Genomic DNA, 22,211 nt, shown 5'->3' with positions numbered 1-22,211 from the left:
GCATTACCATTTGAAGCTTTTTGTTGCGCCTTCTGCCCCAAAGTTTAAAATGCTGACTTTGACATCATATTCGATATCCGCTTCTTGAAAGAGCGTATCCCACTCGTTTCGATGCTTTTCCCAATAGTCAGGGTATTTAATACGGAAATGCTTGCTTAAAAAGATAGGATCAACGCCTACTTCATTTTGCATATGACTCACTGCTTTTTGAATGTGTCCTTTAATTTTCTTAGAGAAAATCTGCTCAAATCGTTTGATGTACTGCTCATCGTATGAATTTTCAGGAGGGTATTGATCCTCTGATAATTTTCCATTTGTTTGTATGCAAATTTTAAAGGAAATTTTCCCATTGTTCAGATAGGGTTCAACCTTGGTTTTTGATTTCTTAATTTCATACGTGATCGGAAAGTCTTTGTAGGTGGCAGGTACAACACCGCCTGATATCCGGTCCATCACCCAGTTTAAAGATTGGACATCCTTCGAAGGGATGAAGCCAATCAGTTTTCGTGTTTTTCCATCTATAATTCCTGCCCCATCATAAATAAGTTCACCGTTTATCGCATCTACACTTTGTACAAGGAAGCTAATGCCCATCTGAAAGTAATCGGACGCCCGGCCAATACGTGTTGGCAGCAAAATTTTCCCATTAAAGCTTCGGTTTTTAGATGTTTCAAAGATATTCTCAACCGGAACCTTTTGCTGAGATTTCAATTTTTGGTTGATCACTTTTGACGCATCATTTCGTGACACGAGAAGATAGCTGCTTCGCCTAACCTCATCATCTCGTATAAAGTGATTGAGCGTTCCTTGAATATCGTGATGCTCTGCTTGATTTTTGCCGAACAAGAAGATTTTCAGATGATCACTATAGATCGGCGGGTCCTTTAAGGCGACATTACTGACAGCCTCCAGCACATTTTTCCCTTTTGAGACGACATTCACATAGCCAGGAGAATCGGCTTCTTGTGTTCCGCCTGTTTTCGGTACAAGGTTTTGGTAGGTCAGCTTAACTCCATTCTCATCTTCCTCATCAATACCAACACCGCGTACAAACGATAGTTTTTCAATATCCTTTAAATCCCAGCACCCTGATGATAAAAGGATAAGACAGCAGGATAAAAAGATGAACAATACACGCCTTCCTCTCATGCAGAACGACCTCCCCATTTTTTACGTATCATCAGCAGAACAGCTGTAATAAAAGGAATGGCTAAAACCGCGAACAATGCGTAGCCGAGTAAAGTAGAGTAGTAAAAAACTTCATTGATATTTCTCGGAAATAAAGAGAGGGCAGAGGTAATCAAAAACAGCAGCCAAAGCAGTCTCGTTACATTGGTCGTCTTAAAGACTGTGTGGCACCCTTTAATGGCAAATTGGAAAAAGCCAAGCATACAAATGAACTGCTGGCAAGTCCAGATCGTCAGTAAAAAAATATCAAACCGTTCAATGAAGACCCCTTCAAGTTCTAGTGCTTGAATGAGGGAGACAGTGGGCCAGGTGAGGGATTTCGTTTCTCCAACGGTCATGGAACCAATCACAATAAAGAGCGTGAGAGAATAGATAAGTGAGGTAATTCCGACCCCGATCGCAGCGGCCCATTTCGCCTTCGACCATTTGTCTTTATAAATGAGTGGTACAACAAACAAAATGACCTCAAAGCCTGTAAATTGAATAAATGTTTGAGAGAACAAATTACTGAAATCTTTAAACCCGTTCGCCATCACCGGGCGTAAGTAATCAAAATCGAATATTTTCAAACTAAACAGCATGAGCCCAATATAAATGATCATCGTCATCGGATATATGTATGTCACCATTTTCACTATTGGAAAGATACCACTTTTCAAATGATAGATCGCCACAAGAAGAAAAATCATCACAATCACTGCCATAGGAGTCGATTCCAGCAGGAAAAATTGGACCACTTCCCCGAGGACACGCGCTTCAAAGCCGACAATGCCTAGTAAATAAGCGATCAGCATTAAATTAAAGATCGTGCCAAAGAATGCACCGGCTCCTTTTTTATTTGACTCAAAAATGGTGTCCGGCGCATTTTTTTCAGCAATCCATCCTAACAAAAAAGCAACGAAAGCAAAGATGACTCCCTGTATTAATACAATGATCCAGCCATCAGGGAACCCTGAATTGGCAGAACTGCGTGGAATGGTTAAAATTCCAGCGCCTATCATTGTAGAGCTGCACAGAATGGTGACTTGTAACAATGATAGCTTCTCAGCTCTGTACATCGTTTAATCTCCTTGTCTTTTGAGATTTTTTATTTTTGCTGTTTTCGGTCTCGATTTAAATAGCCCAATTGGTAAACGTACGTACGTATCCTTTAAATCTGAAAACGGTGAAGATAAAACAGGTGTGAAATAGTCAAAACCAAAGGTCTTTAATTGCATCAGGTGACAAAGCACAAATAAATAACACATGATCAAGCCGTATAACCCAAGCATCGCTGAACTGAAAATGGCCATAAAACGCAAGATGCGCAGCGGGAAACTAAAGTCATACGAAGGGGCAGTGAAATCGGCCAATGCGGTCAGCGACACGATAATCACCATTAACGCACTGACGATATTGGCTTGGACAGCCGCCTGACCAATGATGACGCCGCCAATGAGCCCAATCGTCTGCCCGATGGCTCTAGGAAGCCGAAGTCCAGCTTCTCGCAGCAGCTCAATCGTAAAAGACATAAGAATCGCCTCGACAACAGGAGGAAACGGAACATTCTGCCTGCTGCCTGCAATGGTGAGTGCCATTCGTGTTGGTAATAAACCGGGGTGATATGAGACAAGAGCGATGTAGAGCCCTGGTAAAAAAATCGTTAACAGTACGGCAAAATAACGGAGTAGGCGCAAAAGAGTCGCACTTGTCCATCTTTGGTAATAATCCTCCGGTGATTGCATCAAGGCTGTAAGTGTCATAGGCATGATGAGGGCAAAAGGTGTGCCGTCGAGCAAAATGGAGACTTTGCCTTCAAGCACGGATGCGATCACCCTGTCTGGACGTTCTGTATTTTGAATCTGCGGAAAAATGGAGATATGGCTGTCCTCAATCAGCTGTTCAATATAGCCGGTTTCAGGGATGTCATCCATTTTGATTTCGGTCATGCGTGATAAAATATCTTCTACTAATTTGGGATCAACAATATCACGAACGTACACAAGGGCAGCAGACTTTTTATTGCGAGTACCTACATTTATCTTTTGAATGACAAGGTTAGGGTCGTTTGCCCGCTCACGGATTAAAGCTGTGTTTTTTTCAAGATTTTCAATAAAACCGATCCGCGGCCCTCTTACAAGGACTTCCGATTGCGGCTCTTCTACTTCTCTAAATTGAAAAAGGTTCGTTTGGAGCGCAAGTGCTTGCGTTGCTCCATTTACAAATAAAATAGCCCTGCCGTTATATAACTGCTCGATGGCAAGGTTCATATCTTCCAGCACGTCATTTTGAATGCCAAAGAACGTTTTAGACAGGGACGGAAGCGTAGTAGAATCAACCTCGGTGATGTCCAGTTCCTTTTGCATGGGTGAAATGATTTGCTTGGAAAGCATCTCAAATTCTGTGAGTCCTTCAACGTACATGAGACATGCAGAGATAGCAGAAGGGCCAAATGAAAATGAGTGGAACACGATATCATCACTTTTCCCGGCAAAGCTTTTGACACGCTTGATGACGGACGCTATATCTTGTTCAATACGACTTTTCATAATACCTCACCCTCATGTCATGTTTTTTATAGAGTGACTCGATAGGAGGAGAATTATGCAAATAGAAAAAAGAGAATCCCTGCAAATAGGAATTCTCTCGTGTGTTTATCTGGCAAGCCAGCCGCCATCAACAGCTAAAATATGACCGTTCATATAATCAGAGGCTGGTGAGCTAAGGAAAACAGCAGCGCCGGCTAGATCCTCGGGCTTACCCCAGCGCCCGGCGGGGATTCGTTTGAGTATCTCTTCATTTCGATTTCCATCGTCTCGAATGGCTTGCGTGTTATTGGTCGCAATGTAACCAGGAGCGATCGCATTCACTTGTATATGCTGGTTCGCCCATTCGTTTGCAAAGGCCTTCGTCAGCCCTGCGACTGCGTGTTTACTTGCTGTATAAGCGGGGACAAAGACGCCGCCTTGAAACGAAAGAAGGGAGGCGATATTGACGATTTTCCCTTGCCTGTTTTTCAGCATCTGCTGTCCAACCCTTTGGGTGAGGAAAAAGAGACTATTGATATTCACATCCATGACCGTATGCCAATCTTCCTCTGAATAATGAGCGGCCTGCTCTCTTTTAATGGTGCCAGCATTATTGATTAAAATATCGATCGTATGCTTTTGTAACATGGCATCGACAGCCTGCTTTGCCGTTTGAGGGTCGGAAAAGTCAACCTGAACCGCATGAAATGAGTGGCCCGCCTGTTCGACTAGCGCTTTCGTTTCCTCAAGCGGTGTGTGGTGGTATGTGCCGATAATATCTGCGCCTGATCTGGCAAGCGCCACAGCAATGCCCTGCCCAATGCCGGTTCCAGGACCTGTCACAAGGGCTGTTTTGCCTTCAAGAGAAAAGAGGGACGCTACATAGGATGCTGACGTCATCACATTACCTCAGCTGGTCCATTGGGACAAAGTCCATATCTTTGAACGTATAGTTCTCGCCTGCCATCGCCCAAATAAATGAATAATTCGCTGTACCTGATCCTGAATGAATGGACCAGGCAGGAGAAATGACCGCTTCCTCATTGGCGACAACGAGATGTCTTGTTTCAGATGGCTCTCCCATAAAATGAAAGACACGAGCATCCTCTTCGATATCAAGATATAAGTACACTTCCATACGCCGATCATGAATATGAGCGGGCATCGTGTTCCATGTGTTATTTGTTTCCAGCTGAGTGATTCCCATCATGAGCTGACAGCTTTGGATACCGTTTGCGTGGATGACTTGATACAGGTTTCGTACGTTTGAAGCAGACGCTTCCCCTAAGTGATTTGGTGTTAATTCAGCGATGGCTGCTTTTTGTGTAGGGTACGCTTGATGAGCCGTGGCTGATACAAGATAGAACTTGGCCTCTTCGCCTGATGAACTAGCAAACTGTACATCTTCGTGTCCAAGCCCAATATATAAGAAATCTTTATGCTCCAGCACAAAGGCCTCACCATCGACAGTAACCGTTCCTTGTCCGCCGACATTCACAATGCCGATCTCTCGTCTTTCAAGGAAATATTCCGTACGTAAAAAGTCTCCGGCATCTAATTTGAGCGGCTCTGCTGCCGGCATGACTCCGCCAATCACCACGCGATCCTCATGCGAATAGTAGAGCTTTAATTCACCACTGACGAATAGCGTAGGAATATGAAAATGACGACGAAGTTCCTCTGTTGTAAAACGTTTGACCTGCTCAGGGTGTACAGCATAACGATTTTCCATTTGAGATAAGCCTCCCTTTCCATCTGAAACAAAATATTGATGTTTTATTTGGTATCGGTTTCAAGGAAAATTCTAGAGGAAAAAGAGAACGCCGTCAACCGTTATTTTGAAATCGTTTTCTTTTTATTTATTTAGATGATTTTTTGCCCTCTTCATGCAAAAAAATCTTCTGGAATACAAGAAATTATGATATGCTCTTTTTAAGTTATTTGAAATCGGTTTCGAAACAAATGAGAAGATATCGATTGTGGGAGTTTTTTGAATGAAAGAGAAAAAGCAAACGAAAGTCACCATCAACGAAGTGGCCGCTTATGCAGGTGTTTCAAAATCAACTGTATCTAGATATATCAATGGCAGAACAAATGAAATTTCTGCTGATAAGGTAAAAAAAATCAAGAAAGCCATTGAGGAACTCCATTATCGTCCGAGTCAGCTCGCTCAAGGATTAAAAGTAAGAAAAAGCAAGGTCATTGGGTTTATTGTAGCCGACATTACGAATCCATTCTCTGTAGCGACACTTCGCGGTGTCGAAGAAATTTGTGATGAATATGGATACAGCATCATGGTGTGCAACACAGATAACCGTCCAGAAAAAGAACGAGAAATGCTCCTCAAGCTGAATGCGCATTATATTGAAGGGCTCATCATCAATACGACAGGCCAGAACAATGACATTCTGCAGGATTTTAAGAAAAACGGTGTACCGATTGTCCTTGTTGACCGGAAGTTACCTGAACTAAAAGTCGACACAGTGACAACGAATAACCGTGATATCACGATCCGGCTACTTCAACAAATGTATGAGAAAGGCTATGAGCACATCGGCTTCTTTACTGAGCCGGTCGATGGAATCAGTCCTCGTGAAGAACGAAAAGAAGCATATGAACAGACAGCTATGAGTAAACATAAGCCGTCCATTATTGCAGAAATTGATTTGAAGAAAAAGGAGCAATTGCGAGAAGAGCTTGTCCGTTTTGTACAACTAAACCAACAGAAAAAAGCGATTTTAGCAGCCAATGGATTACTCATGCTGAAGCTGATAAGTGAACTTGTAGAGCTTGGGATAAAGATTCCAGAGGAGATAGGCATTGCAGGGTTTGATGATACAGAATGGTATAAGCTGATTGGGCCTGGAATTACAACGGTTGCCCAGCCATCTCATGAAATGGGGAAAGCCGCAATGCAAAAAATCAAGACACGGCTTGAAGGGGATGAAAGTGCGCCCCAAACCATTCAGCTTGATGGAGAAATCATCGTAAGAAAATCTTTATAAACGATAGAAGAGAAGAGTATACATACGTGCATGCTCTCTCTTTTTCAGCTGATTTGAAACCGGTACCAAGAGAGGGGAGAAATGAGTGAAAGCATTGGATGCGGTCACATTTGGGGAATCAATGGCGATGTTTTACGCAAAAGAAGCCGGAGAGCTTCATCAAGTGCAGACATTTCAAAAGGCGCTTGCTGGTGCCGAAAGTAACGTGGCAGTCGGTTTGGCAAGGCTTGGCTTTGATGTGGGATGGATGAGCAAAGTCGGAGCAGATTCACTTGGCACATTTATTTTAGAAGAGCTTCAAAAAGAAGGGGTCGATACAAGTGCAGTGATCCGTTCAAATGATGGGTCTCAAACAGGGATTTTACTTAAATCAAAAGTGATGGATGGAGACCCTGACGTCACGTATTATCGTAAAGGCTCTGCTGCGAGCACAATGAGTCCAAGCGACTTTCCCGCCAGCTATTTCAAACAGGCAGGACACCTCCATATGACAGGCATTCCGCCTGCATTATCCAGTGAAATGAGAGCGTTTTCTTTTTGTGCTCTTCAAAAAATGAAAGATGCAGGCAAAACCATTTCATTTGATCCAAACCTTCGGCTGCAGCTATGGGAAGAGGAGGAAGATATGATCCATACGGTGAATCAAATGGCTTTTCAAGTGGATTGGTTTTTTCCGGGGCTTGCAGAAGGGCAAAGGCTCACAGGCTGTCACGAGCCGGAAGAGATTGCCGATGTTTATTTGCAAAAAGGCGTCAAGCTTGTGGTCATAAAGCTCGGTGCAGAAGGTGCCTTTTATAAAAGTGCAGCCAGCCAGGGGATTGTGAGTGGATTTTATGTGCCAGATGTCGTTGATACAGTCGGTGCCGGTGATGGATTTGCCGTGGGGGTCATCAGCGGCTTATTGGACGGTTTATCATATGAAAAATCTGTGACAAGAGGCAATGCTGTAGGAGCTCTTGCGGTGATGTCTCCTGGCGATAAAGACGGACTGCCTACTCGGGAAGAGCTTCAGGCTTTTATGAAAGAAGCCAAACGATATCACAGACGAGAATATATGAAGGGAGATGAAGGATATGGGCAAGTCAGCAAGTTTGAGCGTTAAAGAGCAGCTCGCGGCTTGTAAGCTGATCGCAGTGGTGAGAGCGGGGAGTGAAGCAGAAGGCATTGAGACCATTGAGCGTTTAAAGAAAAAAGGCGTTCGAGCCATTGAAGTGACGTATACCACGCCTAATGCTGAACACATCATCGCGTCCTTTCAGCATGAGCAAGATCTGATTGTAGGAGCAGGCACAATCACAACCCTTGAGCAGGCACAATCAGCCATTGACGCAGGCTCACAATTTATTGTCAGTCCAGGATATCTCCCTGTGATCGGAGAGCATCTCTCATTTCACGACACACTCTATGTACCAGGTGTCCTCACCCCAAGTGAAATCATGCAGGCAAAAGCAGATGGCTACTGCTTGCTCAAGCTTTTTCCAAGCGGTTCCTTCGGTTTATCCTATATGAAAAACTTACAAGGTCCGTTTCCAGAGATTGAATTTATTCCAACGGGCGGTATTCATCCAGCCGATGTGCCAAAATGGCTGAAAGCAGGTGCAGTGGCAGTAGGAGTCGGAAGTCAGCTTGAAAGCAGTACAGCAGAAGAGTTACAAGCGGTACTTTCTTCATAAATAGTTGATATCAAAAGAACAACTGGCGGATGGATGCCGGTTGTTTGTTCGTTTATCTGACATAACAGCAGGTGAATGCTGACTCTTCACGTACAATGATCGTGAAGGAGTGATAGACATGTACATTCAACAAGATACACTCACGGATGGACAAATAGAGCAGCTGATTACCGCTCATATAGAAGAAATGAAAGAGCATTCCCCGCCAGAAAGCATTCATGCCCTTCCGTTAGCTGATTTGAAAAAGCAAGATGTCACAGTGTGGAGTGTGCGGGAAGGAGAGGAGCTTCTTGGCTGCGGAGCGTTAAAGGAGCTGTCAAGTGATCACGGCGAAATCAAATCAATGAGGACCGCAGCTCTCCATATGCGAAAAGGTGTAGCAAGGTATATGCTGAACCATCTTCTCCAAGAGGCGAAAAGGCGCGGCTATTCACGTGTCAGCTTAGAGACAGGTGCGATGTCTTTCTTTGAGCCAGCAAGAAAACTATATGAGAGTGTTGGTTTTTATATTTGCCCGCCTTTCGATTCATATCAAGAAGATCCAAACAGTTTATTTATGACAAAGGAATTATAGAGGTCGAGAGAGTATGCTTATAAGCAGCTCTTTTTTTATGCGCAATATTTGAAAGGGGGAGGATGTGGTGAAAAGATTAAAGTGGATCGGGATGGGCGCCTTTCTCACTTTTTGTGTCGTATCTGTTATTTTTTTAACATTATTAGGTCAAGATTTATTTAAAATTGAAAGCGCTTCCGAAAAAGCGTCATCAACCTATCAATATCACTTTGTCCTTGTACCGGAGGAACTTGATAATGAATATTGGCAGCTGGTACAAAGGGGAGCTGCTGATGCGGCAGCCGTTCATCGCGTGTATCTAGAATATTTGGGTCCGAAGCAAGCAGATATAGACGATCATCTGAAAACCATTGATATGGCGATCGCAGGGCATGTCGATGGCATTATGACGCAGGGACTTGATGCGAAAAAATACAAACCGCTTTTTCAGAAGGCGAGGGAAAAAGGCATTGATGTTGTCACCGTCGATACGGATGCAGAGGGGAGCAAGCGTCAAGTGTATGTAGGCACGGACAATTATTATTCAGGCTTTATCGCAGGACAGGCACTCATCGCAGATACAAAAGGCGAACAGTATGTAGGAATTGTCACAGGCAGGCTTGATGCCGTTCATCAAAAGCAGCGTGTCAAAGGATTTCGAGATGCCGTCGCCGCTGAAAAACGTATTCATATTGCTGGAATAGAAGAATCAGCCATTACGAAGTCAGGGGCCTCCGGTGCCGCGTATAAACTATTAAACAATCATGCGAAGCTCACCGCATTTTACGGCACGAGTGCATTAGATGGTGCAGGCATCATTCAAGCAACAGCACAATATCGATCGTCCACAGATTTTTATGTGCTCGCATTTGACACATTGCCAGATACGATTCAGGCGCTCGATGATGGAAAGATTGATGCAGTGGTTGTTCAGCATCCTTATGAAATGGGCTATCAAGCAGTAAAATCGCTTGTACGTTTGCAGAAAGGTGAAAAAGAAGAACCACTCCAGTACACAGGAACGAGTGTGATTCGGCGCGAGGATCTGCCTCTGCAGCAAACAGACAGAAAGCAGGGTGTGCAGCCATGAGAAGGATTCGAAGTAAGCTGTTATTGGCATTTTTAATCCTTGTGCTCCTTGGCAACGTGGCCGCTTTTTTCGTCTATTGGAGCAGCTCGAACATCACATCAGAATATAGCAGAAGCTTTCGTTCCTTTCTCCTGCTCAATGATATATCGACAGAGGCAAAAACGATGTATGAAAAGGTCAATGCGTATGCGATTGAAAAGGATCGGCAGTTTGCCAAAGAATATCTGGCCTCAAAACAGAAAATGAAATCCTATGATCAGGCATTGCGAAAGGATGCGGGGCTTCATGCGGCGATTCCTTCTATTGAAAAATACCAATATATGATGCGGACGCTCATCAATGAAAGTGATGCGACCATGACACATGTAAAAGAAGGGAAAATCAAAGAATATGCAGCAAGTGTAAAGGAGGTGAGAACCGTCTCCTCCTACATACAAGAGCAAACGATGACCCTGCTTGATGATGAATTGTCTGAGTATCAAGTACTCTATCAATCTCTGCAAAAAAGACACCAAACCTATGCACTCTTTACCTTATGTTTGTTTACGCTGTCCATTGGGGTCGCATTATGGATGGCGTATATGATTGCTGGAGGGATATCAAGGCCGATCGTCCATCTGTCTCGAAGCGTAAAGGAAGTATCAGAAGGGAATTTTGATGGAGCGGACTTGCATGTCACCTCAAAGGATGAAATTTCTGTATTAAATGAGGCCTTTCAGCGAATGCGTCAAGAGATGAAAATGATGATTGAAGAGATGAAACAAAAGGCAGCCTTAGATCAAAAAATCAAAGACATGAAGCTGAAAACGCTGCAAAACCAAATGAATCCACATTTTTTATTTAACACATTAAACATCGTCTCACGCATGGCTTACTTAGAATCAGCGGATGCCACATCGAGGTTGATCCAATCCGTTTCCACGCTGATGCGGTATTCGCTGTCAGCTCTGAGTGCATCTGTTACGTTGGAGCAAGAAGTAAAAGTGGTCAAAGAATATTTTCATATACAAGAAACAAGATTTGCCGATCGTATTACATGCAAAACGACCATAGATGAATCATGTTTATCTGTACATATCCCAAGTCTCACCTTACAGCCGCTTGTCGAAAATGCCTTTATTCATGGCGTTGAACCAAAGGAGGAAGACGGGCTTGTCGAACTCTCGATCTATCAAGAAGGCGGCTATGTGATGATTCGGATTCGGGACAATGGGATGGGGATCAATGAACAAGAGATAAGGAGATTGCTATCAGAAAAAGAAGAGGAAAGTCCAAACACCTTAAGTAAAGGGCACTCGACAGGGATCGGTCTTCGAAATGTGATGTCAAGGCTGCATTTGTTTTACGGGGTAAAAGATGCCCTGCAAATTGACTCAAAGCCAAACGAAGGCACCACCATTCAATTGGCTATTCCGATGAAGGAGGGATCGGCATGCTGAACGTGCTGATTGTGGATGATGAAAAAATAGAACGACTAGCGATGCGGAAATTCATGACCGATTGGCTTCCAGAGTGTCATATATCAGGAGAAGCTGAAAATGGAAAGAAGGCGGTTGAATTCGTGCGAACTGAGCCCGTTCATCTTGTGCTCATGGATATTCAGATGCCTGGAATGGACGGATTGACAGCGATCAAGCAGATCAAAGCGAGCAGTCCTCATACAAAATTCATTATGCTGACAGCGTACGATACGTTCGATTATGCCAAGCAAGCGATGCAGGAAGGGGTGAAGCAATATCTCGTTAAACCGGCTGACAAAGATGAAACCATCGCCGCCATTCGAACGGTTGCGGCAGAGATTCAGCAGGAGGCGTCTCAGCGGCAGGCGGTGGCGGCCGGTCAGCAGTCAAAGTGGCTCGAAGCTCATGTCATAAATGGTCAGTCTTATACCTCCATGGAGTTTCAACAAATGTTTCACGAATATGAAGCAGGTCTTGTCATCGCTGTTCAGCGGACAATCGGGGATCAGCTGTTGATTGATTTACAGACATCTCCCCTTTTTCATACGGTACCGATTCAGGTGAGTGGTGAGCTGTTTACATGTCTCATTTATCGCCACCAAGCGCCTGGTCAGTTAAAGGCAGATGTGCTGCATGCGATTCGAACTGCCACAACAAACGATCAGCCTTCACCTGTCGTTGGCATGGGACACCCGGTCTCAAACCCGCTTTATCTTCAGAAAAGTGCAGCAGAGGCGAAGCTTTCCTATTATCAGCGGAAAAAGAGTCCCGGCGTTGTTCGTTATGGTTTTTACCAAACAGAAGAACAGTCCCATCCATTGATCCATCTGCCGGAGCTTGCAGACGATATGATGCAGGCACTGGAAGAAGGGAGAAGAGAGGATGCGCTGGCTTTATTCGATGCCTTTGAACTGGAGGGAGCGACCATTTCACAACTAAAAGAGCTGCTGATTTTATTTAAATCACGGCTCCGAGCAGACTGGCCAATATTAACGATCAGCACCGCAGCTGAATGCCGTGAGTGCTGTGAACATTTATTTGATGTGTATGAAGCGAGAACCCAGACCGTGAATGACATTGAGCGGGCAAAACGCTACATCAAAACGCATTTTTGTGAACAGATCACGCTTGAGCAGACTGCCGCCTATGTTGATTTAAGTCCAACCTATTTCACAAAGCGCTTTAAAGACGAGACAGGGCTGACATTTAAAGAGTATGTGACAACCTGCCGGCTGGATAAAATCAAAAAGCTTCTCAAAGACAGCTCGCTTAGTTTAAAAGAAATTACCTATCAGGCAGGATATACAGACCCCAATTACGTCAGCCGTGTGTTTAAGAAGATGGTCGGCTGTTCACCGAAGGAATATCGAAAACAAACCGTAAAAAAGTGAAGAATTTCATAAAAAAGTGAAGAAGTTTGCTGAAAAAAAGCGAGGATCTGCCATTATACTTATTTTGATAACGCTTACAAAATAGGGATGGGGGATCAATCATGAAGTTCAAATTAGGTTTTACGCTGTTAGCGCTCTGTATGCTTATCGTCACTGCCTGTAGTTCATCGACCAACTCAGATGCAAAAAAAGAGGGCGGAGCAGAGAAACTAGACATTTTCTCTTGGTGGACTGGAGCAGGTGAGGAGGACGGACTGAAAGCACTCATTCAATTGTTTGAAGAGAAAAATAAAGACATCCCAATTGAAAATGCAGCCGTCGCAGGTGGTGCTGGTACAAATGCAAAGGCTGTTCTGACTAGCCGGATGCAAGGGAATGACCCGCCAGCTACGTTCCAAGTACATGGCGGAGCGGAGCTGAATGAGAGCTGGGTCGCAGCAGGCAAAATGGAGCCGCTGGATGATCTATATGAAAAAGAAGGCTGGAAGGACAAATTTCCGGAATCACTCATCGACCTTGTCAGCAAAGATGGGAAAATCTATTCAGTACCAGTGAATATTCACCGAGGCAATGTGCTTTGGTATAACAAGAAGGTATTTGATGATGCAGGCTTAGAGCCGCCAACGACCTTTGATGAATTTTTCAAAACAGCAGATGCCTTAAAGAAAAAAGGCATTACACCGCTTGCACTTGGTGATAAAGAGCCTTGGGCAGCGACGCATTTGTTTGAGAGTGTGCTGCTCGGCGTTTTAGGCGCTGACGGATATCAAAAACTTTGGGCTGGCGACATGAAAATGGATGACGCAAAAGTGAAGGAAGCGGCAGACATCTTTGGACGTATGCTTGAATATGTCAATGATGACCACAGCTCACGTAACTGGCAGGATGCCTCGCAGCTCGTGGCAAAAGGAGAAGCAGCAATGAATGTCATGGGCGACTGGGCGAAGGGGTACTTTGTGAATGATCTCGATCTGAAGGTGAATGAAGACTTTGGATACGCGGCGACTCCTGGAACAGAGGGAAGCTTTATGGTGATCACCGATACATTCGGACTGCCAAAGGGCGTGAAACAGCCAGAAAACGTGAAGAAATTCTTATCTGTTTTAGGATCTGTCGAAGGACAGGATGCATTTAATCCGCTGAAGGGGTCGATACCGGCACGTGTAGATGCAGATGTCTCAAAATATGATGAATACGGAAAATCGGCGATGAAAGCATTTAAAGAATCAAAGCTGGCGCCGTCTCTCGCACATGGTTCAGCTGCTGAAGAAGGGTTTGTGACAAAAGCGAATCAAGCCGTAAATATCTTCGTCACGCAAAAAGACAGCAGCCAGTTTGTTTCATCTTTAAAAGATTCAATGAAATAAAGACGAGGAGGCGGCGGCTAAGCACCGCCTCTTTTTTGAAAAGGAGTGTAGCTTCATGCGCATGGACACATCGCCGATCACAAAAGCAGCAACACCTAAAGTCAAACGTGTTCGGAAAAAATGGAATGGGGATCAGCTGCTTGCGCTGCTATTTTTAGCCCCGTCGGCTGTTTTATTATTCATCTTTGTTTACGGCTTTATTGGCTGGACAGGGTATGTGTCATTATCAAACTGGACCTCGCTTGTTCCGAATTTCTCTTTTGCAGGTCTTCAAAACTATATCATGCTGTTTCAAGATTTCCGTTTTCAGTCAGATCTTCGAAATACGGTCTTTTTTACTCTATTCTTTATTGGAGCCGTCATTGCCTCTGGACTTGCACTTGCGATTTTACTAGATCAGAAGATCAAGGGTGAATCTCTATTTCGGAATTTATTTTTCTTTCCGATGGCCCTTTCCTTCGTTGTGACAGGGGTCGTCTGGCAATGGGTTTTAAACCCGTCCACTGGGGTGAATCTGTTTTTAAAAACGCTTGGTATCCAGCCTAAGTGGTACACGGATACGAACATTTTAGCCGGATTTGTCTGGGGGAAAATTGAGTTTGGTGTCCCTGCCGCAATGATTGCAGTCGTGATTGCAGCTGTTTGGCAGATGACTGGCTTCTCTCTAGCGATGTATTTGGCGGGTTTGAGAGGAATTCCAGAGGAAGTAAGAGAGGCTGCTAGAATGGATGGCGCAACTGAATGGCAGATTTACCGGAAGATTATTTTTCCTCTATTAAAACCGATTACTGCAAGTGTCATTATCATCATGGCTCATATTTCGTTAAAGATTTTCGATTTGATTTACTCGATGACAGGACCGGGTGCAAACTTTGTCACAGATGTTCCTGGCGTTTACATGTTTGAAATGACCTTTAGAGGAAACCATTATGCAGGCGGTGCCGCCATTGCGATTGTTATGCTGATCTCTGTTGCGGTCTTTATCGTGCCGTATCTCCTGTCGAGCCGGAAGGGGGCGTCATCATGACAGCTAGATGGTTTGTCCGTCCAGTCCTTTATGCTTTATTGATTTTGTGCAGTCTTTTTTTTCTGATGCCAGTCTATGTCATGCTCGTCACAAGCTTGAAGCCATTAGGTGAAGTGACCCTTGAGAAAATGTGGGCGCTGCCATCAACACTCGATTTTTCAAGCTATCAAATCGCATTTGAAAAGCTAGCGCCCAATTTAATGAATTCACTTTATCTTGTCATTCCGGCTACCTTATTGTCAGCTGTACTAGGAGCGATGAATGGCTATGTCCTATCAAAATGGCGTTTCAAAGGGTCAGAAGTGGTCTTTACGCTGATGCTGTTTGGGATGTTTATTCCATATCAAAGTATCCTCATACCACTCATTCAATTTTTGCGTGAAATCGGATTGTATAATTCGATTCCAGGTCTGGTGCTTGTCCATGTCGTATATGGACTCCCGATCACAACGCTCATGTTCCGAAACTTCTATGTGGGCATCCCTGATGAAATGATTGAATCGGCAAAAATGGATGGCGCAGGGTTTATCGGGATTTTCAGACATATGATTCTTCCGCTTTCGATCACAGGGTTTGTTGTGGTCGCCATTTGGCAGTTCACAAATGTGTGGAATGAGTTCTTATTTGCAGTCACGATGACCACTGCGGAGCATCAGCCGGTGATGGTCGCCTTGCAAAATCTATCAGGCAGTCAAATTGTGCAATGGAACGTCCAAATGGCAGGGGCGATATTGGCCGCACTGCCGACACTTTTGGTCTATATTCTGCTCGGAAAATACTTTGTCAAAGGGCTTCTCGCAGGCTCTGTCAAAGGATGAAATATTTTTGTGTTATCGTTTTCATTTGGTGTACTGAAAGGATTGACTTCTCTTTAGATAGCGTCATAATAAAAGTTGAGACTTGCTAGTTTTCATCAAGCTTGGCAAGGATTATCAAAGGGTAGCAAAGGGAGGAGTCATCCTGAATGAAGCAGTCACCAATTTTTTTACTGCCTGAATTGAAGGAGAGAATATGGGGAGGTACAGCCTTAAGGGATCAATTTGGCTATGATATTCCTTCTGATCAAACGGGAGAATGCTGGGCAATTTCTGCTCATCCAAACGGACCAAGTGTCGTGCAAGACGGTCCATATAAAGGGAAAACGCTGATCGAACTATGGGACAATCACAGAGAATTGTTCGGGGGAATAGAAGGCGATCGATTCCCGCTGTTAACCAAAATTTTAGATGCAAACCAAGACTTGTCCGTTCAAGTTCATCCGGATGATGATTATGCGGAAAGACATGAAAATGGCGAGCTTGGAAAAACAGAGTGCTGGTATATCATTGACTGCAAAGAAGGAGCAGAAATGATCTATGGGCACAATGCAAGAACAAGAACTGAGCTTGTGACCATGATGAACAGTGGAGATTGGGAAGGTCTTTTGCGTCGTGTGAAGATTAAGCCTGGTGATTTTTATTATGTGCCAAGCGGAACCATTCATGCGCTCTGCGAAGGAACGCTTGTCCTTGAAACGCAGCAAAGCTCAGATACAACCTATCGGGTATATGATTATGAACGAAAAGATCAGGATGGCAATGAACGTGAACTTCATTTTGTGCAAGCCATTGATGTCACAACGGTTCCTCATGTAGACGGTTATACAGATGAATCAGTTGAAACACGCCGTGGGCTGACCATTCGAACTTTTGTTGAAGCAGAGTATTTCTCTGTGTATAAATGGGAAATTGATCAAACAGTAGAGCTTTCGCAAGAATATCCGTTTTTGCTGTGCAGTGTAATTCATGGAGAAGGGTCTTTAACGCATGATGGACATACATATCCACTGCCTAAAGGAACTCATTTTATCCTGCCGGCTGAAACAGGGAGCTTCTCAATTGAAGGAACTTGTGAACTGATTGTGTCGCATATATAAAGGAAAAGAGGACTTCGAAGGGGTCCTCTATTTTTCTATTGCATAAATGACTTGAAAGAGTACTTGTTTTTGTCGATAAAGAGATTAGTAGACTATTATGCAAAGTTAAGAGAGGGACAGGGAACGTGAAAAAAACCATCAAGATTATGTTACTCGCAGCTGCCTTTGGTATGACAGTACAGACGGGCAAAGAAGCGCAAGCAGCCTCCTATGTCGATCAATCCATTTATACGATGAACACCTCAAAGGTATTTACAGCAGAATCAGAAGTGAAAAAAGCAGTGGAAACATTGAAGAAGGACAAAAAGTGGACAGCCACTTATCAAACCTCAGGAAACACGTCGACCTATCAGCTCACTGCCTCAGGATATGAGTCGCAAACAGCAGCGAGTGCAAGTGCAGCTGCATTAAAAAAAGAGACGGGCATGAGCGGTACGGTGTCTCCAGTAGGTGACCGCCTTCCTTTACAAAAGGTCGTATCTGACCCAGTCAATGATGAAGCTCAGGCAAAAAAGCTCTCGCTCGAGCTAACGAAAACATCAGGGCTCAATAGCACCTATGAAGTCATCAATCAAAGCAGACCTTCTTATCAGGTCATATCAGGAACCATTGATTCTGAAACGAAAGTCAAAAATATTCAAACCGAATTACAAAAGCAGGCCGGTGTCACCAGTACATACCAAACTGAAAACAAAGCTGGCACTGTGTATCAGCTGATTTCAGGCGGTATCGTTGGACAAAGTAAAGCGAATACCATCCTGCAAGGCTTTCAAAAGGAGTCTGGTTTAAAAGCAGTGCTTCAAACGGTGACAGCAGGCAAGCCATATTACATCGTCACATCAGCTGCACAAGCCAGCCAGTCAAAAGCACAGACGCTCCTTACCCAGCTGCAAAGAGAAGCAAAGATCAGCGGGAAGATTCAAAAGACAGGCGCTTTAAAAAATGTTTATCGCTTGGAATCAGGCTATTTCAAAGACAACAAACAAGCATCCTCAGCTGCGGCTCAGATCAAGAAACAAACCGGCGCTGCAGGGACTGTGCAGCGAGTGGGAAAAACAAAAAATTATATCGTGAAACTCAATCAACTGAACGATACAGCATACGGAAAAACGGTAGCCTTTTTCAAGAAAAAGAAATGGCGCTACACATCCAAAAAGATCTCTTCTACACAGCCATATCAAGTAGTGACTGGAAACCTATTAGGAGATGTTCAAGCGAAAAAAGCAGCGGCTTTCTTCCAAAAGAAAAAGGTATATACGACAACGAAAAAAACAGGTAAGGTATCTGACAGCACGTATCGACTTGTCGTCAATCAATCAGCAGACCAAGCGAAAATGAATAAAGGTGCCGCATATTTAAAAACGCAGAAGGTGACAAGCAGCATCACAACAGGTAAGGGACAAGCTGTCAGCAAAACGTATAGTCTCAAGACAACACCTGTATATGAGCAAAGTAAAGTCAAACAGGCTCAAGAGATTATCAAGAAAAATGGCGTTGCCAGCAGTACAAAAACGCTGACAGAAGCGGTTAAGCAATACCGGATCACGACAGAGCCGACGGTGAATCAGACAAAACTGAATCAAGCGTTAAGCTATTTAACGAAACAAAAAATGAAAGCAGCTGCACAAAAAACAGGTACAACTGATTATGGTCAATATCAGATTAAAACTGGTGTTATTTCCACAGCTGCATTGCGCGACCAAGGCCTGGCATTTTTCAAAAAACGGAATGAACCAGCTGCTTATAAAACAACAACGAAACCAACCTACAAAATCAACATTACGCAGCAATTCACAGGATTACCAACTGTAAATGCGGCGATTGCCTTTGTGAAAAGACAATATGGCTGGACAGCCACAGCCGTAAAAATCAAAAATGGCCCAATGGTCATGCAAACGAACTACAACCTCACTGTCAATGAGATGGTGAACAAGCAAATGAAGGTGTCACCGCAGACAGACGGTGCAGCCTATGTCTATGCAGCATATGTAGACCCGGCGACGTCAACTGTGAATACAGACGGCTTAAATGTTCGTTCTACACCTGATTCGAGCTCTGCGAGCAACATCGTGGCGCAGTTGAACAAAGGAACAAAAGTAAGACAGCTTGGGAAAGAAGGAAACTGGATCAAGATCAGCTTGGGCTGGAGAAATGCAAGTTCAGCAGAGGTGCAAAAATACGTAGACCCAGCCAATATTGCTGAGGGCACTCAATCTTATTTTCAATTTCTGAAACTCTCTGAAGCTGCGAATCTCAATCCGGCAGAAGTCAATTCCAAGATTCTAGCAGGTAAAGGGATTCTTGCAGGTAAAGGACAAGCCTTTATTACGGCAGCGAAAACGTATCATATCAACGAAATTTATCTCATTTCTCATGCGTTGCTTGAAACGGGTAACGGAAGTTCGATTTTAGCGAATGGTACGATGTTTAATGGGAAGAAAGTATATAACATGTATGGCATTGGCGCATACGACAGCAATCCGAATTACCTCGGTGCAAAGTATGCGTATGAACAGCAATGGTTCACGCCAGAGGCAGCGATTATTGGCGGGGCAAAATTCATTGGCAACAGCTATATTAATCACGCCACATACAAGCAAGATACGATTTATAAAATGCGCTGGTCTAGTGCAGCGACTCATCAATATGCAACAGATATTGGCTGGGCTTATAAGCAAGTCACTCGTATGTATAGCTTGTATAACTTACTTGATAACTATACGCTGTATTACGACATCCCGGTTTATAACAAATAAAAAAACGTCCGTGCTTCCTAATGAGAAGCCGGACGTTTTTTGTGTAAGAGCTGCTGTTCAATAAATGATAGGAGCTGCTGACTAGACTCGCCCTTTGAATATTGGTTCCATTCCTCAGCGAAGGTTTTGATTCGTTCTCTGTGATCTGATTCGTTTAGATGAAGCAGCTCCTTCAAGAGCATGTCTTGAGTGACGCAAGCCTTTCCAGGAATGATGTCCTCATACCGATCGACTAAGCCGCGTTTCGCTCGATAAGTGTCTAAGTCATAAGTGAAGAACAAAACAGGCTTTTCAAGCAGCGCATATTCAAACACAATCGACGAATAATCTGTCATCAGTACATCGCAAGTACAAAGCAATGGATAGAGCGGCTGATCGGACACATCAAATATCCATTCACCGTCTGTTTCCGCCTTTGCTAAATGTTTGACCGAAGGATGAAGCTTGACGAGCAGAATATAGTCTCCATTTAGCTCTGTTTGCAATTGCTCTTTTGAAAAAGGCAGGACAAGATCGTCCATTGCAAAGTCTCGATAGGTCGGTGCATAAAGCAGGAGCTTTTTCCCTTTAGGAAAATCATATGGCCTCAAGGAAGGCAGGCACTGATCATAGTACACATCCGTCATCGGTACACCTGTTGGTAAAAAACGTTCATCATTGACCCCAAACGAAGACTTAAAAATCTCGCGCATGTGATCTGAGCCTGTAACGATATAATCGAAAGACGCATAGACTCGTTTGAAGCGTTCGATATCACGTGGACTTCGTTCCGAATTTGATGCATCTTCAAGACCGAATTTTTTCAACGCCCCATTGGCATGCCATACTTGAATACATGTGGTAGAAGGGCGTTTTCTGAGTACACTTGTCATGAGAAAGTAATTATCTGTCACGACAACCTTGCTTTTAAACATCGTATAAATACATTGAATGAGATGGAGAGGATTTTTTTCATGAAAATAGCGAAATGACAGATGAGACCCGTCCTTTTCTATCGCAGAAGCATGCTTCGTATAGAGGACAGTAACCTTCATCGTCATGTTCGCCTGTTGTTGATAAGTATCAATGAGAGCAGCTGCATTCTCTTGAAATGAAACAAGCAGCGTCACCTGGTTTTCACGCGGTTTCACGCCGCTCATCAGCCATCCAATTAAAGAAACGAAAGCTGCATAGCATGAAATGATCATTGAGCGTATATTCATCATTGGTCAGTCTCTCACAGCTGCTTCGTCTGATCCTTTACTTGCTCAGGATAGTAACGTTTTTTCCCTTTGTTTTCTTTCAATACGGCAAAAGCGTATTTAGGAATGTTCAGCATTCGTTTCCATCTCCACGGATTCACAATCAGTCTGTACAGCCATTCTGTATTTGTCTTAATCATCCATCGTGGTGCACGCTTCACCGTTCCGCTAAATACATCAAAGCTTCCGCCTAAACCGATGCAAACAGCCTGCGGGAATAAATGACGGTATTCATAAATAAAGTTCTCCTGATTTGGATAACCTAAAGCAACGAACACCATATCTGCTTTCGAGCGGGCGATTTGCTTCGCTACGAAACGTTTATCGGCTTGATAGCCGTCACAGCTGCCCGCGATGACCACATTTGGATATTCCGTATCAATTCGCTGTTTAACAGCCTCAAGCACTTCTTTTTTCGCCCCATATAAAAAGATACTTTTAGACTGCTTGTTTGCTAGATCAAGCATAGACATGAAGACATCAAAGCCAGCAATTCTTGACTTCAGCGGACTTTGTGTCAAACGTGACATCAAGACGACGCCTACACCATCCGGCAGAACATAATCCGCAGAAGAGACGACTTGATGGTACGCATGATCCTTCATAACAGCATAGCCAATCTCTGGATTGACAGTCGCAATCATGGCGCCTCTTCTTTGAGAAATATGATGGTGATTCATATAGCTGATAAATTCATCTAGGTCGCCGTTTACATAAGAAAGGTTAGAGACCACTTCTGTTTGCATTGTTTAGACCTCCTTTTTCATCTTGTTATCTATGAACGTTCATTGTAAATTCATTCTTCGTCTACTCATCATTTTATCACAGATGCTCCATGAAATATTAACAATAACTTTACAAACCTTTAAATTTCATGACATTTTCATCAATTCATAAGGAGGATGCTGCGAGAAACATTGATTCTTCGGACTTTCCCTTCTGTGCCCAATAAATTGGAAATAGTTTGTCTTTACATTTTCTTAACCTTTCATAGGCATTGTGATATAATTAGGTTCCGAAGAGCGAAAAAATGATCGA

19 protein-coding genes are annotated in these 22,211 nt (G+C 43.7%); 12 read left to right on the top strand and 7 right to left on the bottom strand.

Annotation, left to right across the window (positions count from 1 at the left end; genetic code table 11):
- Positions 1 to 3 precede the first annotated feature (3 nt).
- The 5 genes from GKC25_RS16050 to kduI all read right to left on the bottom strand — a co-directional run bounded on the left by GKC25_RS16050 (position 4) and on the right by kduI (position 5,427).
- Positions 4 to 1,149: a Ger(x)C family spore germination protein gene (locus GKC25_RS16050; protein ID WP_034660201.1), complete on the bottom strand. Its 1,146-nt coding sequence runs from the start codon at positions 1,147 to 1,149 to the stop codon at positions 4 to 6.
- Positions 1,146 to 2,246: a GerAB/ArcD/ProY family transporter gene (locus GKC25_RS16045; protein ID WP_034660200.1), complete on the bottom strand. Its 1,101-nt coding sequence runs from the start codon at positions 2,244 to 2,246 to the stop codon at positions 1,146 to 1,148. Before GKC25_RS16045 ends, GKC25_RS16050 begins: the two co-directional genes overlap by 4 nt.
- Positions 2,247 to 2,249: 3 nt before the next feature.
- The gene (locus GKC25_RS16040) at positions 2,250 to 3,716 is read right to left on the bottom strand and encodes a spore germination protein (protein ID WP_034660198.1); all 1,467 of its coding nucleotides are present in this window, start codon (positions 3,714 to 3,716) and stop codon (positions 2,250 to 2,252) included.
- 105 nt (positions 3,717 to 3,821) lie between these two features.
- Entirely contained in the window at positions 3,822 to 4,595 is a 774-nt protein-coding gene (gene kduD / locus GKC25_RS16035; protein WP_106038255.1) for a 2-dehydro-3-deoxy-D-gluconate 5-dehydrogenase KduD, read from the bottom strand.
- Positions 4,596 to 4,599: 4 nt separating this feature from the next.
- Entirely contained in the window at positions 4,600 to 5,427 is an 828-nt protein-coding gene (kduI, locus tag GKC25_RS16030) for a 5-dehydro-4-deoxy-D-glucuronate isomerase (protein WP_066031644.1), read from the bottom strand.
- A 262-nt stretch (positions 5,428 to 5,689) separates the two neighbouring features.
- Between kduI and GKC25_RS16025 the strand changes: the two genes are divergently transcribed.
- From GKC25_RS16025 to GKC25_RS15970, 12 genes are all read left to right on the top strand, one after another.
- Positions 5,690 to 6,700 (top strand): LacI family DNA-binding transcriptional regulator, encoded by a 1,011-nt coding sequence (locus GKC25_RS16025; protein ID WP_034660194.1) that lies wholly within the window; start codon positions 5,690 to 5,692, stop codon positions 6,698 to 6,700.
- An 85-nt stretch (positions 6,701 to 6,785) separates the two neighbouring features.
- Positions 6,786 to 7,802, top strand: coding sequence for a sugar kinase (locus GKC25_RS16020; RefSeq protein ID WP_187704196.1), 1,017 nt, complete (start codon positions 6,786 to 6,788; stop codon positions 7,800 to 7,802).
- On the top strand, positions 7,774 to 8,373 hold the full coding sequence (locus GKC25_RS16015; protein ID WP_034660192.1) for a bifunctional 4-hydroxy-2-oxoglutarate aldolase/2-dehydro-3-deoxy-phosphogluconate aldolase: 600 nt from the start codon (positions 7,774 to 7,776) through the stop codon (positions 8,371 to 8,373). The genes GKC25_RS16020 and GKC25_RS16015 overlap by 29 nt, the downstream gene beginning before the upstream one ends.
- 118 nt (positions 8,374 to 8,491) lie before the next feature.
- Positions 8,492 to 8,947, top strand: a complete 456-nt coding sequence (locus GKC25_RS16010; protein WP_034660191.1) for a GNAT family N-acetyltransferase — start codon at positions 8,492 to 8,494, stop codon at positions 8,945 to 8,947.
- A 91-nt stretch (positions 8,948 to 9,038) separates the two neighbouring features.
- Positions 9,039 to 10,016, top strand: a complete 978-nt coding sequence (locus GKC25_RS16005) for a sugar-binding protein (RefSeq protein WP_187704586.1) — start codon at positions 9,039 to 9,041, stop codon at positions 10,014 to 10,016.
- On the top strand, positions 10,013 to 11,455 hold the full coding sequence (locus GKC25_RS16000; RefSeq protein ID WP_095285709.1) for a sensor histidine kinase: 1,443 nt from the start codon (positions 10,013 to 10,015) through the stop codon (positions 11,453 to 11,455). Before GKC25_RS16005 ends, GKC25_RS16000 begins: the two co-directional genes overlap by 4 nt.
- Positions 11,449 to 12,867 carry a response regulator transcription factor gene (locus GKC25_RS15995; RefSeq protein ID WP_095285710.1) on the top strand — a complete coding sequence of 473 codons (1,419 nt, stop codon included), beginning with the start codon at positions 11,449 to 11,451 and terminating at the stop codon, positions 12,865 to 12,867. Before GKC25_RS16000 ends, GKC25_RS15995 begins: the two co-directional genes overlap by 7 nt.
- A 101-nt stretch (positions 12,868 to 12,968) precedes the next feature.
- The gene (locus GKC25_RS15990; RefSeq protein WP_034660188.1) at positions 12,969 to 14,234 is read left to right on the top strand and encodes an ABC transporter substrate-binding protein; all 1,266 of its coding nucleotides are present in this window, start codon (positions 12,969 to 12,971) and stop codon (positions 14,232 to 14,234) included.
- Between the two features lie 55 nt (positions 14,235 to 14,289).
- Positions 14,290 to 15,261, top strand: a complete 972-nt coding sequence (locus GKC25_RS15985) for a carbohydrate ABC transporter permease (RefSeq protein WP_170938414.1) — start codon at positions 14,290 to 14,292, stop codon at positions 15,259 to 15,261.
- On the top strand, positions 15,258 to 16,079 hold the full coding sequence (locus GKC25_RS15980; protein WP_106038253.1) for a carbohydrate ABC transporter permease: 822 nt from the start codon (positions 15,258 to 15,260) through the stop codon (positions 16,077 to 16,079). The genes GKC25_RS15985 and GKC25_RS15980 overlap by 4 nt, the downstream gene beginning before the upstream one ends.
- 146 nt (positions 16,080 to 16,225) lie before the next feature.
- Positions 16,226 to 17,176, top strand: coding sequence for a mannose-6-phosphate isomerase, class I (gene manA, locus GKC25_RS15975; RefSeq protein WP_342689856.1), 951 nt, complete (start codon positions 16,226 to 16,228; stop codon positions 17,174 to 17,176).
- 125 nt (positions 17,177 to 17,301) lie between these two features.
- Entirely contained in the window at positions 17,302 to 19,932 is a 2,631-nt protein-coding gene (locus tag GKC25_RS15970; protein WP_342689855.1) for a glucosaminidase domain-containing protein, read from the top strand.
- A gap of 17 nt (positions 19,933 to 19,949) precedes the next feature.
- Here GKC25_RS15970 and GKC25_RS15965 read toward each other — a convergent pair whose 3' ends face one another.
- Together GKC25_RS15965 and GKC25_RS15960 are read right to left on the bottom strand one after the other, a co-directional pair.
- A complete protein-coding gene (locus tag GKC25_RS15965) occupies positions 19,950 to 21,137 on the bottom strand; it encodes a CDP-glycerol glycerophosphotransferase family protein (RefSeq protein WP_342689854.1) in 1,188 nt (395 codons plus the stop codon).
- A gap of 11 nt (positions 21,138 to 21,148) precedes the next feature.
- On the bottom strand, positions 21,149 to 21,919 hold the full coding sequence (locus GKC25_RS15960) for a WecB/TagA/CpsF family glycosyltransferase (RefSeq protein WP_034660181.1): 771 nt from the start codon (positions 21,917 to 21,919) through the stop codon (positions 21,149 to 21,151).
- Between the last annotated feature and the right edge of the window lie 292 nt (positions 21,920 to 22,211).

It is taken from the genome of Bacillus pumilus, assembly GCF_038738535.1.
In the GTDB taxonomy this organism is placed as follows: Bacteria; Bacillota; Bacilli; order Bacillales; family Bacillaceae; genus Bacillus.
Note: the sequence above shows the minus strand (reverse complement) of the source record. Positions and strands in the feature narration are given on the sequence as shown.